The organism is Streptomyces sp. enrichment culture (genome assembly GCF_964272895.1).
Taxonomy (GTDB): domain Bacteria; phylum Actinomycetota; class Actinomycetes; order Streptomycetales; family Streptomycetaceae; genus Streptomyces.
The window spans coordinates 1,645,001-1,664,476 of the sequence record NZ_OZ186832.1; the positions used below are offsets into that span (position 1 = coordinate 1,645,001).

22 protein-coding genes (1 of these 22 running past the window's edge) are annotated in these 19,476 nt (G+C 71.0%); 7 read left to right on the plus strand and 15 right to left on the minus strand.

What is annotated here, in order from left to right; translation table 11 throughout:
* The 3 genes from ACSU6M_RS07455 to ACSU6M_RS07465 form a co-directional block, all read left to right on the plus strand.
* Positions 1-163 carry the 3' end of a sporulation protein gene (locus ACSU6M_RS07455; RefSeq protein ID WP_437068069.1) on the plus strand. The gene continues 620 nt to the left of window position 1, outside the view, so 163 of the gene's 783 nt are visible here — the last part of the coding sequence; its start codon lies beyond the left edge, outside the window; its stop codon occupies positions 161-163.
* A 40-nt stretch (positions 164-203) separates the two neighbouring features.
* Entirely contained in the window at positions 204-743 is a 540-nt protein-coding gene (locus tag ACSU6M_RS07460; RefSeq protein WP_437068070.1) for a YbhB/YbcL family Raf kinase inhibitor-like protein, read from the plus strand.
* A gap of 145 nt (positions 744-888) precedes the next feature.
* Positions 889-1,395 carry an HNH endonuclease gene (locus ACSU6M_RS07465; RefSeq protein ID WP_437068072.1) on the plus strand — a complete coding sequence of 169 codons (507 nt, stop codon included), beginning with the start codon at positions 889-891 and terminating at the stop codon, positions 1,393-1,395.
* A 116-nt stretch (positions 1,396-1,511) separates the two neighbouring features.
* On the opposite strand, the gene ACSU6M_RS07470 is transcribed toward ACSU6M_RS07465, so the two are convergent.
* From ACSU6M_RS07470 to ACSU6M_RS07480, 3 genes are all read right to left on the minus strand, one after another.
* Entirely contained in the window at positions 1,512-2,447 is a 936-nt protein-coding gene (locus ACSU6M_RS07470; protein WP_437068074.1) for an SPFH domain-containing protein, read from the minus strand.
* A gap of 141 nt (positions 2,448-2,588) precedes the next feature.
* Complete coding sequence (locus ACSU6M_RS07475) at positions 2,589-3,020, minus strand: NfeD family protein (RefSeq protein WP_437068076.1); 432 nt, start codon at positions 3,018-3,020, stop codon at positions 2,589-2,591.
* 81 nt (positions 3,021-3,101) lie between these two features.
* Complete coding sequence (locus ACSU6M_RS07480; protein WP_437068077.1) at positions 3,102-3,899, minus strand: ABC transporter ATP-binding protein; 798 nt, start codon at positions 3,897-3,899, stop codon at positions 3,102-3,104.
* 163 nt (positions 3,900-4,062) lie between these two features.
* On the opposite strand from ACSU6M_RS07480, the gene ACSU6M_RS07485 reads away from it, so the two are divergent.
* Complete coding sequence (locus ACSU6M_RS07485) at positions 4,063-4,851, plus strand: hypothetical protein (RefSeq protein ID WP_437068079.1); 789 nt, start codon at positions 4,063-4,065, stop codon at positions 4,849-4,851.
* Positions 4,852-4,921: 70 nt separating this feature from the next.
* Here the strand turns inward: ACSU6M_RS07485 and ACSU6M_RS07490 are convergent, their stop codons facing one another.
* The 4 genes from ACSU6M_RS07490 to ACSU6M_RS07505 all read right to left on the minus strand — a co-directional run bounded on the left by ACSU6M_RS07490 (position 4,922) and on the right by ACSU6M_RS07505 (position 7,519).
* On the minus strand, positions 4,922-5,161 hold the full coding sequence (locus tag ACSU6M_RS07490) for a chaplin (RefSeq protein WP_437068080.1): 240 nt from the start codon (positions 5,159-5,161) through the stop codon (positions 4,922-4,924).
* A 144-nt stretch (positions 5,162-5,305) separates the two neighbouring features.
* A complete protein-coding gene (gene chpE, locus ACSU6M_RS07495; RefSeq protein WP_437068082.1) occupies positions 5,306-5,551 on the minus strand; it encodes a chaplin ChpE in 246 nt (81 codons plus the stop codon).
* 188 nt (positions 5,552-5,739) lie between these two features.
* Positions 5,740-6,381, minus strand: a complete 642-nt coding sequence (locus ACSU6M_RS07500; RefSeq protein WP_437068084.1) for a response regulator — start codon at positions 6,379-6,381, stop codon at positions 5,740-5,742.
* Complete coding sequence (locus ACSU6M_RS07505; RefSeq protein WP_437068085.1) at positions 6,374-7,519, minus strand: GAF domain-containing sensor histidine kinase; 1,146 nt, start codon at positions 7,517-7,519, stop codon at positions 6,374-6,376. The genes ACSU6M_RS07500 and ACSU6M_RS07505 overlap by 8 nt, the downstream gene beginning before the upstream one ends.
* A 616-nt stretch (positions 7,520-8,135) precedes the next feature.
* Here ACSU6M_RS07505 and ACSU6M_RS07510 point away from each other — a divergent pair.
* On the plus strand, positions 8,136-8,897 hold the full coding sequence (locus ACSU6M_RS07510) for a transglycosylase SLT domain-containing protein (protein ID WP_437068087.1): 762 nt from the start codon (positions 8,136-8,138) through the stop codon (positions 8,895-8,897).
* A 99-nt stretch (positions 8,898-8,996) separates the two neighbouring features.
* Here the strand turns inward: ACSU6M_RS07510 and ACSU6M_RS07515 are convergent, their stop codons facing one another.
* Positions 8,997-11,573 carry an FHA domain-containing protein gene (locus ACSU6M_RS07515; protein WP_437068088.1) on the minus strand — a complete coding sequence of 859 codons (2,577 nt, stop codon included), beginning with the start codon at positions 11,571-11,573 and terminating at the stop codon, positions 8,997-8,999.
* Positions 11,574-12,730: 1,157 nt separating this feature from the next.
* Here ACSU6M_RS07515 and serB point away from each other — a divergent pair.
* The gene (gene serB / locus ACSU6M_RS07520; protein ID WP_437068089.1) at positions 12,731-13,939 is read left to right on the plus strand and encodes a phosphoserine phosphatase SerB; all 1,209 of its coding nucleotides are present in this window, start codon (positions 12,731-12,733) and stop codon (positions 13,937-13,939) included.
* A 64-nt stretch (positions 13,940-14,003) separates the two neighbouring features.
* Here serB and ACSU6M_RS07525 read toward each other — a convergent pair whose 3' ends face one another.
* The 4 genes from ACSU6M_RS07525 to ACSU6M_RS07540 form a co-directional block, all read right to left on the minus strand.
* Positions 14,004-14,522 carry a SixA phosphatase family protein gene (locus ACSU6M_RS07525; RefSeq protein ID WP_437068091.1) on the minus strand — a complete coding sequence of 173 codons (519 nt, stop codon included), beginning with the start codon at positions 14,520-14,522 and terminating at the stop codon, positions 14,004-14,006.
* Positions 14,523-14,618: 96 nt separating this feature from the next.
* On the minus strand, positions 14,619-14,834 hold the full coding sequence (locus ACSU6M_RS07530) for a hypothetical protein (RefSeq protein WP_437068093.1): 216 nt from the start codon (positions 14,832-14,834) through the stop codon (positions 14,619-14,621).
* Between the two features lie 173 nt (positions 14,835-15,007).
* On the minus strand, positions 15,008-15,124 hold the full coding sequence (locus ACSU6M_RS07535) for an SGM_5486 family transporter-associated protein (RefSeq protein ID WP_437068095.1): 117 nt from the start codon (positions 15,122-15,124) through the stop codon (positions 15,008-15,010).
* A 43-nt stretch (positions 15,125-15,167) separates the two neighbouring features.
* Positions 15,168-16,457 (minus strand): CynX/NimT family MFS transporter, encoded by a 1,290-nt coding sequence (locus ACSU6M_RS07540; protein WP_437068097.1) that lies wholly within the window; start codon positions 16,455-16,457, stop codon positions 15,168-15,170.
* Between the two features lie 81 nt (positions 16,458-16,538).
* Here ACSU6M_RS07540 and ACSU6M_RS07545 point away from each other — a divergent pair, with 81 nt between their 5' ends.
* Complete coding sequence (locus tag ACSU6M_RS07545) at positions 16,539-17,228, plus strand: FadR/GntR family transcriptional regulator (protein ID WP_437068099.1); 690 nt, start codon at positions 16,539-16,541, stop codon at positions 17,226-17,228.
* Here the strand turns inward: ACSU6M_RS07545 and ACSU6M_RS07550 are convergent.
* From ACSU6M_RS07550 to fabG, 3 genes are all read right to left on the minus strand, one after another.
* Positions 17,209-17,532: a hypothetical protein gene (locus ACSU6M_RS07550; RefSeq protein WP_437068100.1), complete on the minus strand. Its 324-nt coding sequence runs from the start codon at positions 17,530-17,532 to the stop codon at positions 17,209-17,211. The two genes, ACSU6M_RS07545 and ACSU6M_RS07550, sit on opposite strands and share 20 nt — an antisense overlap.
* 212 nt (positions 17,533-17,744) lie before the next feature.
* A complete protein-coding gene (gene fabI / locus ACSU6M_RS07555) occupies positions 17,745-18,512 on the minus strand; it encodes an enoyl-ACP reductase FabI (protein WP_437068101.1) in 768 nt (255 codons plus the stop codon).
* 5 nt (positions 18,513-18,517) lie between these two features.
* Positions 18,518-19,222, minus strand: a complete 705-nt coding sequence (gene fabG, locus ACSU6M_RS07560; RefSeq protein WP_437068103.1) for a 3-oxoacyl-[acyl-carrier-protein] reductase — start codon at positions 19,220-19,222, stop codon at positions 18,518-18,520.
* Positions 19,223-19,476 lie beyond the last annotated feature (254 nt).

Below are 19,476 nucleotides of genomic sequence, written 5' to 3' on the forward strand. Positions count from 1 at the left end.
GGACGTGGTGCTGGAGATGGACAAGAAGCCGGGTCTGTTCAGCGAGGGCAGCGACACCTTCCGTTCCTTCCAGGTCGGTCTGAACGACTACCAGGGGACCGACTGGGCGGCGTACCTCAACCAGTGGCTGTCCGAGGTCGGCAGCAAGCGCAACTGGTTCTAGGCTCGGTCCCGACTGCAGGAACCGATCAGGAGGTACCGAGGTGACCGAGCTCAAGCGGCGGCCGCTCCCCCATGACTTCCATCCGCCCGTGCCGTCCTTCACGGTCACGAGCGAGGACGTCCAGGAGGGCGGGACGCTCAAGGACGCTCAGGTCTACGCGGGCGGCAACACCTCGCCGCAGCTGCGGTGGGAGGGCTTCCCGCCGGAGACCAAGAGCTTCGCCGTGACGTGCTACGACCCGGACGCCCCGACGGGCAGCGGGTTCTGGCACTGGAGTGTCTTCGACATCCCGGCCTCCGTGACGGAGCTGCCGGCCGGTGCGGGCAGCGGCAAGTTCGAGGGGCTGCCCGAGGGCGCGGTGCAGGTGCGCAACGACTACGGCACCAAGGACTTCGGCGGTGCCGCGCCGCCTCCCGGGGACGGGCCGCACCGCTATGTGTTCACGGTGTACGCCGTGGACCAGGAGAAGCTCGGTCCGGACTCCGACGCCTCGCCCGCGGTGGTCGGCTTCAACCTGCGGTTCCACACGCTCGCGCGTGCGCAGCTGATCGGTGAGTACGAGGTGCCCGCCGAAGCCTGACGTTCACGGAACGTTTGCCCGCCTCTGGTCATGGAAGTGATCAGGGGCGGGCATTTTTTATTTCGTTGTCCATCTCGGCGTGCCCGGCCAGAGTTGACCCCAGCCCGCCAGGGGGTGGGCCGGTGCACATAGGAGGTGGGCTGGTATGCGGGACACGCTGGTACTGAACGCGAGCTTCGAGCCGCTGTCGACGGTGACGTTGAACCGAGCCGTCGTTCTGGTGCTTCAGGACAAGGCCGTCGTCGAGCAGGCCCACCCCGAACTGCGGATGCGGGGAGCCGCGGTCGACATACCGGCGCCTCGGGTGATCAGGCTGTGCAGGTACGTGCGGGTGCCGTTCCGAAGACAAGCCCCGTGGTCACGGCGGGGGGTGCTGGTCAGGGACCGGCACCGGTGCGCGTACTGCGGGGGCCGGGCGACGACCGTGGACCACGTGGTGCCGCGGGCCCAGGGCGGGCAGGACACGTGGCTGAACACCGTCGCCTCGTGCGCGGAGGACAACCACCGGAAGGCGGACCGGACTCCTGAGCAGGCGGGGATGCCGTTGCTTCGGGAGCCGTTCGAGCCGACTCCTGCGGATGCGATGCTGTTGGCTCTGGCGCGGGATGACTTCGATGCGCTGCCGGAGTGGTTGGCGCAGAGTGCGGCCTAGACCGTAGGGCTTCTGTCCGTCGCCGTCTGCTGGTTCGGCTGTGGCTGGTCGCGCAGTTCCCCGCGCCCCTGACGGGGTTCGGGGAACTGTCTGTTTCAAGGCTCCGTGAGTCGATGTCAGTCGATGCTCGGCTTCTCTGTGCGCTCCGTGCCGTTCCCGTTGCCTGAACCGGGCTTCGGGGCGCCGAAGTTGCCCATCGCGCCGCTCAGGCCCTTGAGGGCGTCGCCGATCTCGCTGGGGACGATCCAGAGCTTGTTGGCGTCGCCTTCGGCGATCTTGGGGAGCATCTGGAGGTACTGGTAGCTGAGGAGCTTCTGGTCGGGGTCGCCGGCGTGGATGGCCTCGAAGACGGTGCGGACGGCCTGGGCCTCGCCCTCCGCGCGGAGCGCCGCGGCCTTGGCCTCACCTTCGGCGCGCAGGATCTGGGACTGCTTCTCGCCCTCGGCGCGCAGGATCTCGGACTGGCGGACACCTTCGGCCTGGAGGATGGCGGCGCGCTTGTCGCGGTCGGCGCGCATCTGCTTCTCCATCGAGTCCTGGATGGAGGTGGGCGGTTCGATGGCCTTCAGTTCCACGCGGTTGACGCGGATGCCCCACTTGCCGGTGGCCTCGTCGAGGACGCCGCGCAGGGCGGCGTTGATCTCCTCGCGGGAGGTGAGGGTGCGTTCCAGGTCCATGCCGCCGATGATGTTGCGCAGGGTGGTGACCGTCAGCTGCTCGATCGCCTGGATGTAGCTGGCGACCTCGTAGGTCGCGGCTCGCGCGTCCGTCACCTGGTAGTAGATGACGGTGTCGATGTTGACGACCAGGTTGTCCTGGGTGATCACCGGCTGGGGCGGGAACGGCACGACCTGTTCGCGCAGGTCGATGCGGTTGCGGATGGTGTCGATGAACGGGACGACGATGTTGAGGCCCGCGTTCAGGGTCCGCGTGTAGCGGCCGAAGCGCTCGACGATGGCGGCGCTGGCCTGTGGGATGACCTGGATCGTCTTGATCAGGGCGATGAAGACCAACACCACCAGAATGATCAGGACGATGATGATCGGTTCCATCGTGGTTCCCCGTACCTCTCTCCGCCTCGGCGCTTTCGGCAGATCTTATGTTTGTCGAAGATCTTGCTGGTCGAGTCTGACAGACCGTCGCCTGCCCCGTGGGGCGTTCGGTCCAGTTGCGTCACACCTCGGCTGACAAGGTCACATGACGATCGCCGTGGCTCCCTCGATGTCCACCACGTCGACCTCCGCGCCGACTTCGTAGGTGCGGTCGGTGTCGAGGGCGCGGGCGGACCAGACCTCGCCGGCGAGTTTGATGCGTCCGCCGGAGCCGTCGACGCGTTCCAGGACGACGGCCTGTCTGCCCTTCAACGCCTCCACGCCGGTGACGAGTTGGGGGCGTTGGGTGCGGTGCCGGGCGGCGATGGGCCGTACGACGGCGATGAGGGCGACCGAGACGGCGACGAAGGCGAGGACCTGGAGGACCGCGCCGCCGCCGAAGCCCGCGACGACGGCGGCGGCGACGGCGCCCACCGCGAACATGCCGAACTCCGGCATGGCGGTGACCACGAGCGGGATTCCGAGCGCGGCCGCGCCGATGAGCCACCACACCCAGGCGTCGATGTCGTTCACACGGTCATGGTAGGACCGCGTCCCGGTCGCCGACAGGGCGCGACGGGTGTGAACGGGTCGGCGGCGGGGAGCCGTTGGCGATCAGGCGAGCGGCAGGCCCTGGGCGGTCCAGCGGTCGCCGACCTGCTCGACGACGAGCGGGAGGCCGAAGCAGAGGGAGAGGTTGCGGGAGGTGAGCTCCAGCTCCAGCGGACCGGCGGCGAGGACCTTGCCCTGGCGGATCATCAGGACGTGGGTGAAGCCGGGGGCGATCTCCTCGACATGGTGGGTGACCATGATCATGGAGGGGGCGATGGGGTCGCGGGCAAGGCGGCCGAGGCGGCGGACGAGGTCCTCGCGGCCGCCGAGGTCGAGACCGGCGGCGGGCTCGTCGAGGAGCAGCAGCTCGGGGTCGGTCATCAGGGCGCGGGCGATGAGGGTGCGCTTGCGCTCGCCCTCGGAGAGGGTGCCGAACCTGCGGTCGAGGTAGTCGCTCATGCCGAGGCGGTCGAGGAAGGCGCGGGCGCGCTGCTCGTCGACCTCGTCGTACTCCTCCTGCCAGCCGGCGGTCATGCCGTAGGCGGCGGTGAGCACGGTCTGCAGGACGGTCTGGCGCTTGGGGAGCTTGTCGGCCATGGCGATGCCGGCCATGCCGATGCGGGGGCGCAGTTCGAAGACGTCGGTGCCGGGCTTGCCGAGGGTCTCGCCGAGGATGGTGGCGGTGCCCTTGCTGGGGTAGAGGTAGCTCGAGGCGATGTTGAGGAGGGTGGTCTTGCCGGCGCCGTTGGGGCCGAGGATGACCCAGCGCTCGCCCTCCTTGACCGACCAGGAGACCTGGTCCACCAGAGCCCGGCCCTCGCGGACCACGGATACGTCCTGAAGCTCCAGAACATCGCTCATGAGCGCGTTGTCTCCCCTTGCAGTGTGGCCGGTCTCGGCTGTCGCGTACGCCTGTGGCTCGTAGCGCCGCGCCGGTGGGCGCAGCCCTCGAAGAAATCTACGCCACCGGTCGGGCGGGCAGTTCCATCGGTCCGGTGCTTGGGCGTTCCTTAGGCTGGGAGGCATGCTCTCGGAACCGCGCTCTGGTCGCCTTGCCGCTTGGGGAAATGCCCTTCTTGCCGGACTTGTCTCGCCGGACGACGCCGTGCTGGCGATCGTCGGGGAGGACGCCGTGCACCGGGTGGAGGGGTTGCCGGGTGAGTCCGCGCCGGTCGGGCTGACGCTCGCGCTGGGCCGGCTGCGGGGGCTGGGGGTGAGCGGGCTGCGGGTGGCGCTGCCGGCGCCGGGGCATCCGCTGGGGCTGAGCGGGCCGCCGGAGTTCAACGCGCGGGCGCTGGACGCGGAGGAGGCCGTCGTCTGTCACGGGGCCGCGCTGGGGCTCGTACCGGAGGTGTACGAGGCCGGGCCCGAGGGTGATCTGCATGTCGAGGTGGTGTGGCACTGCCTTCCGGTACGGGAGGCCCCGCCGGCCGATGTGCCGTCGCTGGGTGAGGCGGAGCGGGAGCTGGCGGAGGCGTTGCGGGAGGCGACGGAGGTGCTGACGCGGCTGGATGTGGCCGGGTCGGGGCCGGTGGCGGAGGCGGCGCTGGACGCGTACCGGGCGCGGGCCGAGCGGGGGCGGGAGGTGTTGGCGCCGGGGTATCCGCCGCGGGCGGTGCGGGTGCTGGAGCTGGCGCAGCGGGTGGGGCTGCTGATCTCGCTGGCCTACGAGAACGGGCACGGGGGTGCGGTGAGCGCCGGGGAGATGGCGGCGCGGGGGGCCGCGCTGCGGCCGGTGGAGCGGACGGCTCGGCGGGCGCAGGTCGCCGCGTACAACGCGTACGTGGAGGAGCGGGAGAGGGGCGTGCGCTGAGCGCCGGGTCATGCGCGCAGGGCCCCTCGCGTCGTCCTTGACGTGAGGGGCCCTGCTCGACCGACGGACGTCAGTCGTTGACGCCCTGGTTGCCGAACGCGGGGTTCAGGCCGGCGATGCCGTTGACCGTGTTGCCGACCACGTTGACGGGGACGTGGACCGGCACCTGGATGAGGTTGCCCGAGGCGACGCCCGGCGACTTCACGGCCGCGCCCTCGGCACCCGCGTCGGCGACAGCAGTGCCCGCGGACGCGCCCGCGGCGGCACCGGCGACGGCGATGGCCACGGCGGCCTTCTTGGCGATGTTCATGGGAAGGGTTCCTCCTGCGTGTACGGATCCGACCCGGCCGCGGGTCGTACGCTGATCAACGCCGGACGCGCCGTGAACGGCACGGAACGGCCCCATGAACAGCCCGTTCGGATCATTGGACGGACAAGCTGACCGCCGTACGGCTCACTTGTTGACGCCGAGGTTGCCGAACGCCGGGTTCAGCACGCCGATGACGTTGACGCTGTTGCCGACCGCGTTCACCGGCACGTGGACCGGGGCCTGGACGAGGTTGCCCGAGAGGACACCCGGAGAGTGCTCGGCCTTCCCGTGCGCCATCGCGCCGTCGGTCGCGGAGGCCATCCCGGCACCGGCGGCCACCAGACCACCGGCCACCATCGTCACGGCCGCTGCCTTCTTCAGGTTCTTCACTTTCCTAGCCCTCCTTGCGATCGCCGCGGCAGTCGCCGCAGCACGCACTGGAGAACGCCGGGGACCCCCGGAGGATGCGCCATCCGGGGGACATTCCCACGACGGTATGAATCTCAGCCCGGAGTGGAACCTTCCGAATTGCCGCGCCACTCGGGCGGAAGCGGTCACAAGCGCCCGGAAGCGGTGGATCAACCGGCCATTCCGTGTCGTACCGCCCACAGCGCGGCCTGGGTGCGGTCCGCCAGGTCGAGTTTCATGAGGATGTTCGAGACATGGGTCTTGACGGTCTTCTCGGACAGCACCAGCGCCCGGGCGATCTCGCGATTGGAGCGGCCGTCCGCTATCAGGCCGAGCACCTCGCGCTCCCGCTCGGTGAGCGAGCCGCCTCGGCCCTGCCCCGGGCCGGACTCCTCCTCGGACAGCAGGGCACCGGCGACCTCGGGCTGGAGCAGGATGTGACCGGCGTGGACGGAGCGGATGGCGCCGGCGAGCGCGTCGGGGTCGACGTCCTTGTAGACGTACCCCGCGGCGCCCGCGCGCAGGGCCGGGACCACCGTGCGCTGCTCGGTGAAGCTGGTGACGACCAGCACGCGCGCGGGGTTGTCGAGCTCGCGGAGGCGGCGCAGCGCCTCGACACCGTCCATGCCCGGCATCTTCACGTCCATGAGCACGACGTCGGGCCGCAGCTCCTCGGCGCGGGCGACGCCCTCCTCGCCATCGGCGGCCTCGCCGACGACCTCGATGTCGTCCTGGACCTCCAGGAAGGTGCGCAGGCCCCGGCGGACCACCTGGTGGTCGTCGACGAGCAGCACCTTGATTGGATCAGCCACCGGGGACCTCCATCTCGATCGTGGTGCCCTTGCCGGGCGCCGATTCCACCGTCAGCCGGCCGCCGACCCCGCTCGCCCGGTCCCGCATGGAGACCAGACCGAGGTGGCGTCCCGCCCGTCGTACCGCCTGGGGTTCGAAGCCGCTGCCGTCGTCCGTGACCCGCAGGACGGCGCCGGCGCCGCGCCGGTCCAGGGTGACGTCGACCTGCGCGGCGCCGGAGTGCCGCAGCGCGTTGTGCAGGGCCTCCTGGGCGACGCGCAGCAGGGCCTCCTCCTGGGCGGCGGGCAGGGCGCGCACACCATGGCCGGCGAAGGTCACGCGCGCGCTGTGGGCGCGGTCGAGGACCCGTATCTGGTCGCGCAGGGTGGCGACGAGGCCGTCCTCGTCGAGGGCGGCGGGGCGCAGTTCGACGACCGCGGCGCGCAGCTCGTCGGCGGCCTCGGCGGCGAGGGCGGCGACCTGCTGGAGCTCGCCCTTGGCGCGGGCCGGGTCGCGGTCGACGAGGGCGGCGGCGGCCTGGGCGGTCAGGCGCAGGGAGAAGAGCTTCTGGCTGACGGCGTCGTGCAGCTCGTGGGCGAGGCGGGAGCGCTCCTCGGCGATGGTCAGCTCGCGGCTGCGTTCGTAGAGGCGGGCGTTGGTGAGGGCGATGGCCGCGTGCTGGGCGAGGATGCCGAGGAGGTCCTCGTCCTCCTCGGTGAAGCCGCAGCCGCCGTCGGGCTTCGCGCAGTTCTTGTTCGCCAGGAACAGCGCGCCGATGATCTCGTCGCCGTCGCGGATCGGCAGGCCCAGGAAGTCGGACAGGTCGGGGTGGGCCGCGGGCCAGCCCTCGAAGCGGGGGTCCTTGCGCACGTCGGCGAGGCGCTCGGGGCGGGCCTCGTGGAGCATCGAGGCGAGGATGCCGTGCTGGCGGGGCAGCGGGCCGATGGCCTTCCACTGGGCGTCGCTGACGCCGTCGACGACGAACTGGGCGAAGCCTCCGTGGTCGTCGGGGACGCCGAGGGCGGCGTACTGCGCGTCGAGCAGCTCACGGGCGGAGGCGACGATCGTCTTGAGGACGTCGCGCACCTCCAGGTGCCTGCTCATGGCCAGCAGCGCGGAGCTGACCGCGGCGAGGCCGGACCGATGACCTTGACTCATGTCCTCACGGTACCGGCGGGGTGTGACAGTGAGGATCCGACCGGTGACGGCCCTCGCCTAGGGCGGCGGACCTAGGTCGTAAGGACCTGGTTCCCTGCTTCCCGCGTCGGAGGCGGTCGGCGTGGTCGGCGCGGCCGACGCGGCTGTCGCATCAGGGCGCCGGCCCTGCTGGGGCCTCCTCGAGAACGAGGGTGTCGGCCCTGCCGGAGCTACCCCGGCACGAGGGCGCGGACGGGGGTGTCATCCCTGGGGAGGAGACCGCTCACACAGAGCGTTGCTCCGGCAACTGCTGGTGAGGTTGTTACGCGACCGATGTGAGCCCGCGCATAGGGCGCAGGTCACGTACGAAGGTGCCTAGGAGACGTGGGCACCGGCCGGAGCGGGACAGACAGCCCAGTCTGTCCTGTTTTGCCGTTCCCTGATCCACTATCGGGGGTCGTAGGTCACACCTTTGCCTGGGGTTTTTGCGGCCGCTAAGAATGGCTCACGTCGCTCAACGCCGCGGGTTCCGGCCCGCGGCGTTCGTGTGGGAAGCACCCCGCGCCCCGCCGGACGAAGAGGTCCCCCGCCGGACGAATGAGCGACCTCCGCGCTATTCGAAGAGGTCCATTCCGCCATGCCGAAGTACACCCTGAATCCCGATCGCAGTCGTGCGCTGACCAAGACCCACAAGCTCGGCCTCGCCGGTGTCGCCACGCTCGGCGCCGCGGCGCTCGCGTTCTCCGTGGTCCCCGCGGGCGGCGAGACCACCACGACCGAGGCCGCCGCCGCGGCCGCGCCCGTGGCCTACGGCTCGGGCAAGGTCACCGAGGTCAAGGCCACCCTGACCGACCAGCTCGCCGCCGCGAGCCTGAAGGTCGAGGCGATCGAGGCGCAGCACAAGGCCGCCCAGGAGGCCGCCGCCAAGGCCAAGGCCGCCGCGGACGCCAAGAAGAAGGCCGAGGCCGAGGCGAAGAAGAAGGCCGCCGAGAAGGCCGCCAAGGAGCGCGCCGCGAAGGAGGCCGCGAGCCGGTCCGCGAAGCGCGCCCAGGTGAAGAAGGCCGCGGTGAAGAGCTACCCGAACAACCTGGACGGGTGGATCCGCGAGGCCCTGGACATCATGAAGAAGCACAACATCCCGGGCACCTACAACGGTCTCTACCGCAACATCATCCGGGAGTCCTCGGGCAACCCGAACGCCATCAACAACTGGGACATCAACGCCCAGAACGGCGTTCCGTCGATCGGCCTGCTCCAGGTCATCAAGCCGACCTTCGACGCGTACCACGTTCCGGGCACGGCCTGGAGCCAGTACGACCCGGTCGCCAACCTGACGGCCGCCGCGAACTACGCGGCCGACCGCTACGGCTCGATCGACAACGTGAACAGCGCGTACTGAGGTCGGCGCGGACCTCTGACGTGTGCGCCGAAGGGCGGCACCCTCCTGACGGGGTGCCGCCCTTCGGCGTCGTACGGATCCTTTGCGCGCGTCCGCGGCCTACTTGCGCATGACCTCGGGCTCGTGGCGGCGCAGGAAGCGGGCCACGAAGAAGCCGCAGAGCACGCCGAGCGCGATCAGGGCGGCCATGTCCAGGCCCCAGGTGCCGACGCTGTGGTCCCACAGCGGGTCGGTGTCGGCGCCCTGCTCGGGCGGGCTGATCTTGTTGAAGTCCAGCGTGGTGCCGGCGGCGGCGACGGCCCAGCGGGACGGCATCAGGTACGAGACCTGGTTGACACCGACCGTGCCGTTCAGCGCGAAGAGGCAGCCGGTGAAGACGACCTGGATGATCGCGAACATGACCAGCAGCGGCATGGTCTTCTCGGCGGTCTTCACCAGCGAGGAGATGATCAGCCCGAACATCATCGAGGTGAAGCCGAGCGCCATGATCGGCAGGGACAGCTCGACGAGCGTCATGCTGCCGAGGACCAGGCCCTCCTCCGGGATCTCGCGGCTGGCGAAGCCGATCACGCCGACCAGCAGGCCCTGCGCCACGGTGATCAGGCCGAGCACGAACACCTTGGACATCAGGTACGCCGAGCGGGACAGGCCGGTGGCGCGCTCCCGTTCGTAGATGACCCGTTCCTTGATCAGCTCACGGACGGAGTTCGCGGCGCCGGCGAAACAGGCGCCGACGGCCAGGATCAGCAGGACGGTGGTGGCCGTGCCGTTGGGGATGATCCGGCCCGTCTGCGGGTTGATGTTGGGCAGCAGGCCCTGGTCCGGCTTGATGAGCAGGCTCACCGAGCCGAGGACGGCCGGCAGGATCACCATCAGGGCCAGGAAGCCCTTGTCGGAGACGATCACCGAGACATAGCGGCGGACCAGGGTGATGAACTGCGACATCCAGCCCTGCGGCTTCGGCGGCCTGATGGCCTGCATGGGCTGCATCTGGACGGGCTGCGGGGCGACGGCGTCGATGTCGGCCGCGTACATCTGGTAGTGCTGCGAGCCCTTCCAGCGGCCCGCCCAGTCGTACTCGCGGTAGTTCTCGAAGGCGGAGAAGACATCGGCCCAGGTGTCGTAGCCGAAGAAGTTCAGCGCCTCCTCGGGCGGGCCGAAGTAGGCCACCGAGCCGCCGGGCGCCATCACCAGGAGCTTGTCGCACAGCGCCAGCTCGGCCACCGAGTGGGTGACGACGAGGACCGTGCGGCCGTCGTCGGCGAGGCCGCGCAGCAGCTGCATGACATCGCGGTCCATGCCCGGGTCGAGACCGGAGGTCGGCTCGTCCAGGAAGATCAGCGACGGCTTGGTCAGCAGCTCCAGGGCGACGGAGACGCGCTTGCGCTGGCCGCCGGAGAGGGAGGTGACCTTCTTGTCCTTGTGGATGTCGAGCTTGAGCTCGCGCAGCACCTCGTCGATACGGGCCTCACGCTCGGCCGCCGTGGTGTCGGCGGGGAAGCGGAGCTTGGCCGCGTACTTGAGGGCCTTCTTGACGGTCAGTTCCTTGTGCAGGATGTCGTCCTGCGGGACCAGACCGATGCGCTGGCGCAGCTCGGCGAACTGCTTGTAGAGGTTCCGGTTGTCGTACAGGACCTCGCCCTGGTTGGCGGGCCGGTAGCCGGTGAGCGCCTTGAGCAGGGTGGACTTGCCGGAGCCGGACGGGCCGATGACCGCGATCAGCGACTTCTCGGGGACGCCGAAGGAGACGTCCTTGAGGATCTGCTTGCCGCCGTCGACCGTGACGGTCAGATGGCGGGCGGAGAAGGACACCTCACCGGTGTCGACGAACTCCTCAAGACGGTCGCCGACGATACGGAACGTGGAGTGACCGACGCCGACGATGTCGGCCGGGCCGAGCAGCGCGGAGCCGCCCTTGGCGATCGGCTGACCGTTGACGTAGGTGCCGTTGTGCGAGCCGAGGTCGCGGATCTCCATGCGGCCGTCGGGCGTGGAGTGGAACTCCGCGTGGTGACGGGAGACCTGGAGGTCGGAGACGACCAGGTCGTTCTCCAGCGCACGGCCGATCCGCATCACGCGGCCGACGGCGAACTGGTGGAACGTGGTCGGGCTGCGGTCGCCGTAGACCGGCGGCGCCCCCGCGCCGGCGCCGGGGCCCTGCTGCGGCACCGCGGCGGCGGGCTGCTGCGGCTGCTGCCAGCCGGCCTGGGGGGCCTGCTGAGGTACGGCCTGCTGAGGCACGGCCTGCTGCGGGGCCTGGTGCTGCGCCTGAGGGGCCGAGTGCTGCGGGGCCTGCTGGGCCGCCCAGCCGGGGTTCGCGCCCTGCGCCGCGTACGGCTGCTGCTGCGGCTGCGGCTGCGCCTGCGGTGCGGCTACGCCGGCCGCGGCGCCCGTCAGGCTGACCTGCGGTCCGTCGGTCGCGTTGCCCAGGTGCACCGCGGTGCCCGGGCCGACCTCCAGCTGGTGGATCCGCTGCCCCTGCACGAACGTGCCGTTGGTGCTGCCGTGGTCCTCGACGACCCAACTGCGGCCGTTGAAGCTGACCGTGGCGTGGCGCCACGAGACCCTGGCGTCGTCGAAGACGACGTCTCCTTGTGGATCGCGTCCGAGCGTGTACGACCGGGACGGATCCAGCGTCCAGGTCCGTCCGTTTGATTCCAGTACGAGTTCCGGCACTCCATGCCCCACTGAGTTGTCCCCCGAGTTACCCCCGTCGCTGGGAGTCTAGGGATGTCGAACATCGGGGGGAACTATTTCAGGAGCGGCCCCCTGACCGAAAGTCGGGCCTTGTGAAGACCGCGCGCGGTGCACTCGGCTCTGCCGTCGACGGGGGTTGAAACCTGCCCGGAGGGTGGTAATCCACGCGATCGGCACGGTGGCGGCCGTGGTGGTCCTCCGGAGGGGGCGCGGCGGCTGCGGCGGCCGTCGAGATCGCGCCACTCGGCGTTGGTCGGGCCGGTGCGTTCCTTTTGTTCCGGTTCTTCCTACGGTTCCTGCGGGCGGCCGGAGTTGCGGCCCCAGCGGGCGAACTCCTCGCGCGCGGGGGCACGGTGGGCGTGAGGGTCGCGGCGCGGGCGGGCGGGCCGACACGGGCGGGACGGGTGGGTAGGTGGGACACGATGTGATCACGATCGGCCGGAGCCCGTCGAGGATGGGACCCTGCGGGGCCGGGGCGTCTCGGGCGGGGCTTCTCGTGCGGGGAGCCGCCTCTGCGGGGCGGGGCCTGTCGGGAGCGGGCAGCCACCTCGGACGGTGACCCGTCGCGGGGCTAAGGCCGTCGCGGGCGGGGCGCCGTCTTGAGTGAGGAGCTTCCCGGGCGAGGAGCCGCCTCTGCGGGGCGGGGCCTGTCGGGAGCGGGCAGCCACCTCGGACAGTGACCCGTCGCGGGCGGGGCGCCGTCTTGAGTGAGGAGTTTCTCGGGCAGGAGCCACCTCTCGGGGGCGGGGCCTGTCCGGCGCGGGGAGCCCTCTCGGGCGGGGCCCGTCGGGAGCGGGCAGCCGCTGCGGAAGGCGGGACCCGTTGTGTCGCAAGCGGTGAGCCCTCTCGGGACGAGAGCCCTCTCAGGGCGGGGAGCCCTGACGGGGCGGGGCGCCCTCTCAGGGCGGGGCGCCCTCTCAGGGCGGGGCGCCCTTGCGGGGCGGGGAGCCCTCTCAGGGCGGGGAGCCTTGGGGACGGGGTCTGTCTGATCGACGATCATGGGGGCTCCGGGGGCGGTAACCCCCGCGCCTTCTGTTCGGCCCTTCAGCGCCACGCAGTGGACCCGTAGTGTTCCGTGTCCGCCAGACGGACCTCGGGGGCGCACGGCACCGGGTGCCGGATACGGTGGGAGCACCATGAGTGCTTCACAGACCTCTGACGCCCCCACCCTCCTTGTCAAGATCTTCGGCAAGGACAGGCCGGGTATCACGGCCGGGCTCTTCGACACCCTCGCCGCCTACTCCCTCGACGTGGTCGACATCGAGCAGGTCGTCACCCGTGGCCGGATGGTGCTGTGCGCACTCGTCACCGAGCCGCCGCGCGGGCTGGAGGGCGACCTCCGGGCGACCGTGCACAGCTGGGCCGAGTCGATGAAGATGCAGGCGGAGATCATCTCCGGTCACGGCGACAACCGGCCGCGCGGCCACGGCCGCTCCCTGGTCACCGTGCTCGGGCACCCGCTGACCGCGGAGGCGACCGCCGCGATCGCCGCCAAGATCACCAAGGCCGGTGGCAACATCGACCGTATCTTCCGGCTCGCCAAGTACCCGGTGACCGCGGTGGAGTTCGCGGTCTCCGGTGTGGAGACCGAGCCGCTGCGCACCGCGCTGGTGACGGACGCGGCGGCGGTCGGCGTCGATGTCGCGGTCGTGTCCGCGGGACTGCACCGGCGCGCCCAGCGGCTGGTCGTCATGGACGTCGACTCCACGCTCATCCAGGACGAGGTGATCGAGCTCTTCGCCGCGCACGCCGGGTGCGAGGACAAGGTCGCCGAGGTGACGGCGGCCGCGATGCGCGGTGAGCTGGACTTCGAGCAGTCGCTGCACGCGCGCGTGGCCCTGCTGGAGGGGCTGGACGCCTCGGTCGTGGACAAGGTGCGCAGCGAGGTGCGGCTGACGCCGGGCGCGCGGACGCTGATCCGTACGCTGAAGCGGCTCGGCTACCAGGTGGGCGTGGTCTCCGGCGGCTTCACCCAGGTCACGGACGACCTCAAGGAGCGGCTGGGGCTGGACTTCGCCCAGGCGAACACGCTGGAGATCGTCGACGGCAAGCTCACCGGCCGGGTGACCGGTGAGATCGTGGACCGGGCGGGCAAGGCGCGGCTGCTGCGCCGGTTCGCCGCGGAGGCGGGGGTGCCGCTGTCGCAGACGGTGGCGATCGGCGACGGCGCCAACGATCTGGACATGCTGAACGCGGCCGGACTCGGGGTCGCCTTCAACGCCAAGCCCGTCGTCCGGGAGGCCGCGCACACCGCGGTGAACGTGCCGTTCCTGGACACGGTCCTCTATCTGCTGGGCATCACCCGTGAAGAGGTCGAGGCGGCGGACACCCACGGCGCCGACTGAGCCGGATCGGTGAGCGAAGGGCCCGGTGCCGCCATGGCGCCGGGCCCTCGTCCGTGCGGGCGGGTCACTCGGTGGGCGCCCAGTAGTCGAGCAGGGTGCCGACACCCGGTTCCAGGGACTTCCAGGAGCCCTCGAAGGAGATCACGGCGAAGGCGGCGGCGGGGAAGCCGCGGCGGCGCATCCGCTCGGCGGCGTCGCCCTCGGCGGTGCCGGACAGGATGTCGGCCAGGCCGTGGACGCCGGGGTTGTGGCCGATGAGCAGGACGTTGCGGGCGTCGTCGGGGGTCTCGTTGAGCAGGGCGATCAGCTCGCCGGGAGACGCCTCGTAGACCCGCTCCTCGTAGACGGTCTTCGGGCGGTGCGGAAACTCGTGGACGGCGAGCTTCCAGGTCTCCCGGGTCCGGGTCGCGGTGGAGCACAGGGCAAGGTCGAAGGGGATGCCGGAGTCAGCCAGCTTGCGGCCGGCGACCGCGGCGTCCATGCGGCCCCGCTCGGCGAGCGGCCGCTCATGATCGTTCACCTGCGGCCAGTCGGCCTTCGCGTGCCGGAAGAGGACAATCCTGCGGGGTTCTGCGACGCTCATGCGTCCCAGCTTCGCATGAAAGACGCCATGCGGCTCAGGGAGTTGACATGCCTCGTCACCGGCGCCGGGAGCGGATCCGGCGGGCGGGGGCGGCGGTCATCCGCCGGGGGTGAGCAGGTCGTGGGCGCGCTCCAGGAGGTGGGCGACGGCGGGGCCGGGGCCGGTCGTCGCGTGGGCCTCGGAGGGGGTGAGGAGGAGCGCGAAGAGGGCGAGGAAGGCGAGGGTGGGCAGCGCGAGGGCCCACCAGGGCAGTCGGGTGCCGGTGCCGCCCGTGGTCACCGGGTGCGGCCGGGGGTGCGTGGGTGCCGGCATGGGTGCCTCCGCGGAGCCTCGATTCCGTCCGTGAGCCGCCGCTCGCGGCCACACCTCGACGCTACGGACTCCGCGGCCCTCGACCCATCCGGTGATCCACCCACTTGACCCTGAGCCTCGCCCCCTAGGGGATGGTGGGGCCAGCCCCACCACCCGCGGCGCGGCCGGTCGGCTCAGGGAGCGGCGATCGACGCGATGACGGCGATGACCACGAAGATGGCGAAGAAGGCGCCGAACACGATCAGCATCTTCTTCTGGCCGTTCTGGGGGTTCGGATCGAGGACAGGCATAGGGCCAGTCTCGCACCCCGCGTCCCCGGCACCCGCTTCGGGGTCAGCGGGCCGCGGCCTCGTCCTCCACCGTGCGGTCGCGCCCGGCGAGGTACCCGATGGCCATCTGCGGCACCATCAGCGCGGCCATCAGCGCGAGCGGCACGCCCCAGCCGTCGGTGTGCTGGTAGAGCACACCGACCAGGAGCGGACCGGGGATGGAGATCAGATAGCCGGTGCTCTGCGCGAAGGCGGACAGCTGGGCCACCCCGGCCCCGGTGCGGGCGCGCATCCCGACCATGGTGAGGGCCAGCGGGAAGGCGCAGTTGGAGACGCCGACGAGGACCGCCCAGAGCCAGGCGCCGCCGGCCGGGGCGACGTACAGGCCCGCGTAGCCGGCCAGGCCGCTGGCGCCGAGGGCGAGGGCCATCGGGCCCTGGTGGGGCAGCCGGGCGGCCAGGCGCGGGATGAGGAAGGCGAGCGGCACGCCCATCACCATCGTCACGGCGAGCAGCACACCGGCGGTGGAGGCGGCCACGCCCGCGTCGCGGAAGATCTGCGCCATCCAGCCCATGGTGATGTAGGCGGCGGTGGCCTGGAGACCGAAGAAGACGGCGAGCGCCCAGGCGGTACGGCTGCGGGTGATCCGCAGCGGGGCCTGCTGCCGCTCCTCACGCGCGCGTGCCGGTTCGTCGGAGGCGGCCCCGGCGGCCGCCCCCCGGCCGCGGACGAACGGCAGCCACGGCAGTACGGCCGCCATCGCCAGCGCGGACCACACGGCGAGCCCGGTCTGCCAGTCGCCGCCGAGGGCGTCGGTGACGGGGACGGTCACGGCGGCCGCGACGGAGGTGCCCATGGCCAGGGCCATGGAGTACAGGCCGGTCATGGAGCCGACCCGGTCGGGGAACCAGCGCTTGACGATGACCGGCATCAGCACATTGCTGACCGCGATGCCCATCAGGGCCAGGGCGCTGGTGGCGAGGAAGGCGGGGGTGCTGCTCACGTACGGCCGGACGAGCAGACCGGTGGCGATGGCGGCCATGCCGGCGCAGACGACGGCGCCGGGTCCGAAGCGGCGGGCCAGGCGGGGGGCGGTGACGCCGAAGACGGCGAAGCACAGCGGCGGCACGGAGGTGAGCAGGCCGGCCACACTGCCGCTCATGCCGAGCCCGTCGCGGACCTCCTCCAGCAGGGCGCCGAGGCTGGTGATGGCGGGCCGCAGGTTGAGGGCGGACAGCACGATGGCGGCGATGAGCAGGCGGCTCGCCCACGCCGTACGCGCGCGTGTGGCGTCGTTCGCCACCGGGCGGCTCGGTGTCGTGGGGGTCTTGGTGCGTGTCTCCTCGGCTGCCATCCCTCCATCATAGAATCATGGGATGATTGGTTGTCCATCCCCGGGTGGCCCATGGCGGTCACGGACGTGCAAAGGTGAGCCATGCCCCTGAGCCATCCCCGTCGCTCGGCGCTGTCCGAGCAGGTCATCGCCGCGCTGCGCCACCAGATCACCTCGGGTGAGTGGCCGGTCGGATCCCGCATCCCCACCGAGCCGGAGCTGGTGGAGCAGCTGGGGGTGGCCCGCAACACGGTCCGCGAGGCGGTACGGGCGCTCGCGCACAACGGTCTGCTGGACATCCGCCAGGGCTCGGGGACCTATGTCGTGGCGACCAGTGAGCTGGCCGGCGTGATGCACCGCCGTTTCGCCGACGCCGACCCCCGGCACATCGCCGAGCTGCGGGCCGCGCTGGAGTCGAGCGCGGCCAAGCTCGCCGCCGAGCGGCGTACCGAGCGGGATCTGCGGCAGCTCGAGACGCTGCTGCGGCGGCGCGAGGACGCCTGGGAGTCCGGCGACAAGGAGGCGTTCGTGGCGGCGGACGCGACCTTCCATCTGGCCGTGGTGTCGGCCTCCCACAACGACGTCATGACCGCGATGTACGCCGACCTGGGCGAGGTGCTGCGGGACTGGCTGCGTGACGACGTCGGCGAGCAGCTGTCCCCGGAGACGTACATGGAGCACGGCCGGCTGATGGACGCGATCCGCGCGGGCGACGCGGAGACGGCGGCCGCCGAGGCGGCGAGCTATCCGCTCGGCTGCCGGCAGGGGCGTTTCACAGCCGCTGGTGACTGATCCACACCGAGCGGACCTCCTTCCAGCACCGGCCGGTGAGCTTCACGGTCATCGCCGGGCCGGTGTCCACGGGGGCGCTGTCGGTGTCGAGGTCCCACCAGCGGTCGCACTCGATGTGCAGGCGCACCCGGTCGACGTCGACGTAGGCGTTGTGGCAGTGGGCGACGACATGGGAGCCGCTGACGCTCGTACGGCACTCGGCGCCGAACGGCGACGGCCGTTCCTCCGCGGTCGCCTCGTACGGTGCGCAGAGGGCGAGAGAGACGGCGAGGGTCACTGGGGCCAGGCTTCTGGACAGGCGCACAAGGGAACCTCCTCGGCCGGGCTGGGGAGGAAAGAGCTTGGTGAACGCTGCCTCCAGAGTGCCCGGTGGTCGCCGGTGCCCGCCCGACCGGCTAGGCCGAACGAGGGAACGCGGAAGGCCCGCGTCCGCAGGGACGCGGGCCTTCGGGGGCCTGGGAGGCGGACCTTGTGGGCCCTGTGGCCCTGGTGTCGGCCGGGCTCGGGCGCGAGCGGTCAGGCGCCGATGGCGTGCAGACCGCCGTCGACGTGGATGATCTCGCCGGTGGTCTTCGGGAACCAGTCGCTCAGCAGGGCGACGATGCCGCGGCCCGCGGGCTCGGGGTCCTTCAGGTCCCACTCCAGCGGGGAGCGGGTGTCCCACACGGAGGCCAGCTCGCCGAAGCCCGGAATGGACTTGGCGGCCATGGAGCCGAGCGGGCCCGCGGAGATGAGGTTGCAGCGGATGTTCTGCTTGCCCAGGTCACGCGCCATGTAGCGGTTCGTGGCCTCCAGGGCGGCCTTGGCCGGGCCCATCCAGTCGTACTGCGGCCAGGCGAACTGCGCGTCGAAGGTGAGGCCGACGACGGAGCCGCCGTTCTGCATCAGCGGCAGGCAGGCCATGGTCAGCGACTTCAGCGAGAACGCCGAGACGTGCATGGCGGTGGCCACGGACTCGAACGGGGTGTTCAGGAAGTTGCCGCCGAGCGCGTCCTGCGGGGCGAAGCCGATGGAGTGCACGACGCCGTCGAGGCCGCCGAGCTCCTCGCCGACCACGTCGGCGAGGCACCCGAGGTGCTCCTCGTTGGTCACGTCCAGCTCGATGACCTTGGTGGGCTTCGGCAGCTTCTTGGCGATGCGCTCGGTCAGCGTGGGCCGCGGGAACGCGGTCAGCACGACCTCGGCGCCCTGCTCCTGCGCGAGCTTGGCGGCGTGGAAGGCGATGGACGCCTCCGTCAGCACACCGGTGATCAGGACGCGCTTGCCCTCGAGAATTCCGCTCATGGTGATCAGTGACCCATTCCCAGTCCGCCGTCAACGGGGATGACGGCTCCAGTGATGTACGAGGCGTCGTCCGAGGCGAGGAACCGCACCGTGGCGGCGATCTCCTCGGTCCGCGCGTACCGGCCGAGCGGAACCTGCGACACGATGTTCGCGCGCTGCTCCTCGGTGAGGGCCTTGGTCATGTCGGTGTCGACGAAACCGGGCGCGACGACGTTGAAGGTGATGTTGCGCGCGCCCATCTCGCGGACGAGGGAGCGCGCGAAGCCGACGAGGCCGGCCTTGGAGGCGGCGTAGTTCGCCTGGCCGGGTCCGCCGAACAGCCCGACGACCGACGAGATCAGCACGACGCGGCCCTTCTTGGCGCGCAGCATGCCGCGGTTGGCGCGCTTGACGACCCGGAAGGTGCCGGTGAGGTTGGTGTCGAGGACGGAGGTGAAGTCCTCCTCCGTCATGCGCATCAGGAGCTGGTCCTTGGTGATGCCGGCATTGGCGACCAGGACCTCGACGGGGCCGTGCGCGTCCTCGATCTCCTTGTACGCCTGCTCCACCTGCTCGGAGTCGGTGATGTCGCACTTGACTGCCAGGAAGCCGGCCGGCGGCTCACCCGAGCGGTACGTGATCGCGACCTTGTCGCCGGCGTCGGCGAATGCGCGGGCGATGGCGAGGCCGATGCCCCGGTTGCCTCCGGTGACGAGAACCGAGCGGCTCAACGGATCACCCTTTCGATTGCGGTCTGTGGGATCCGCCCGAACACCTGGATGACAGGCGGCTACATCGAAAACCTATCGGGCCGTCCGCCTCGGCGGACAATCGGGCACCGACAGTGGCACAGGGGCCGCACTGTCGGATCCCTACAGAAGTGTGCCGACTCCGGGCCGAAACCTGTGGTCCGCGAGCGGGATGGACGCGATGATCGGGTCTGCCGCCGCGGCATCGTGGCCCTCCTGAACCAGCCCTTGCAGAA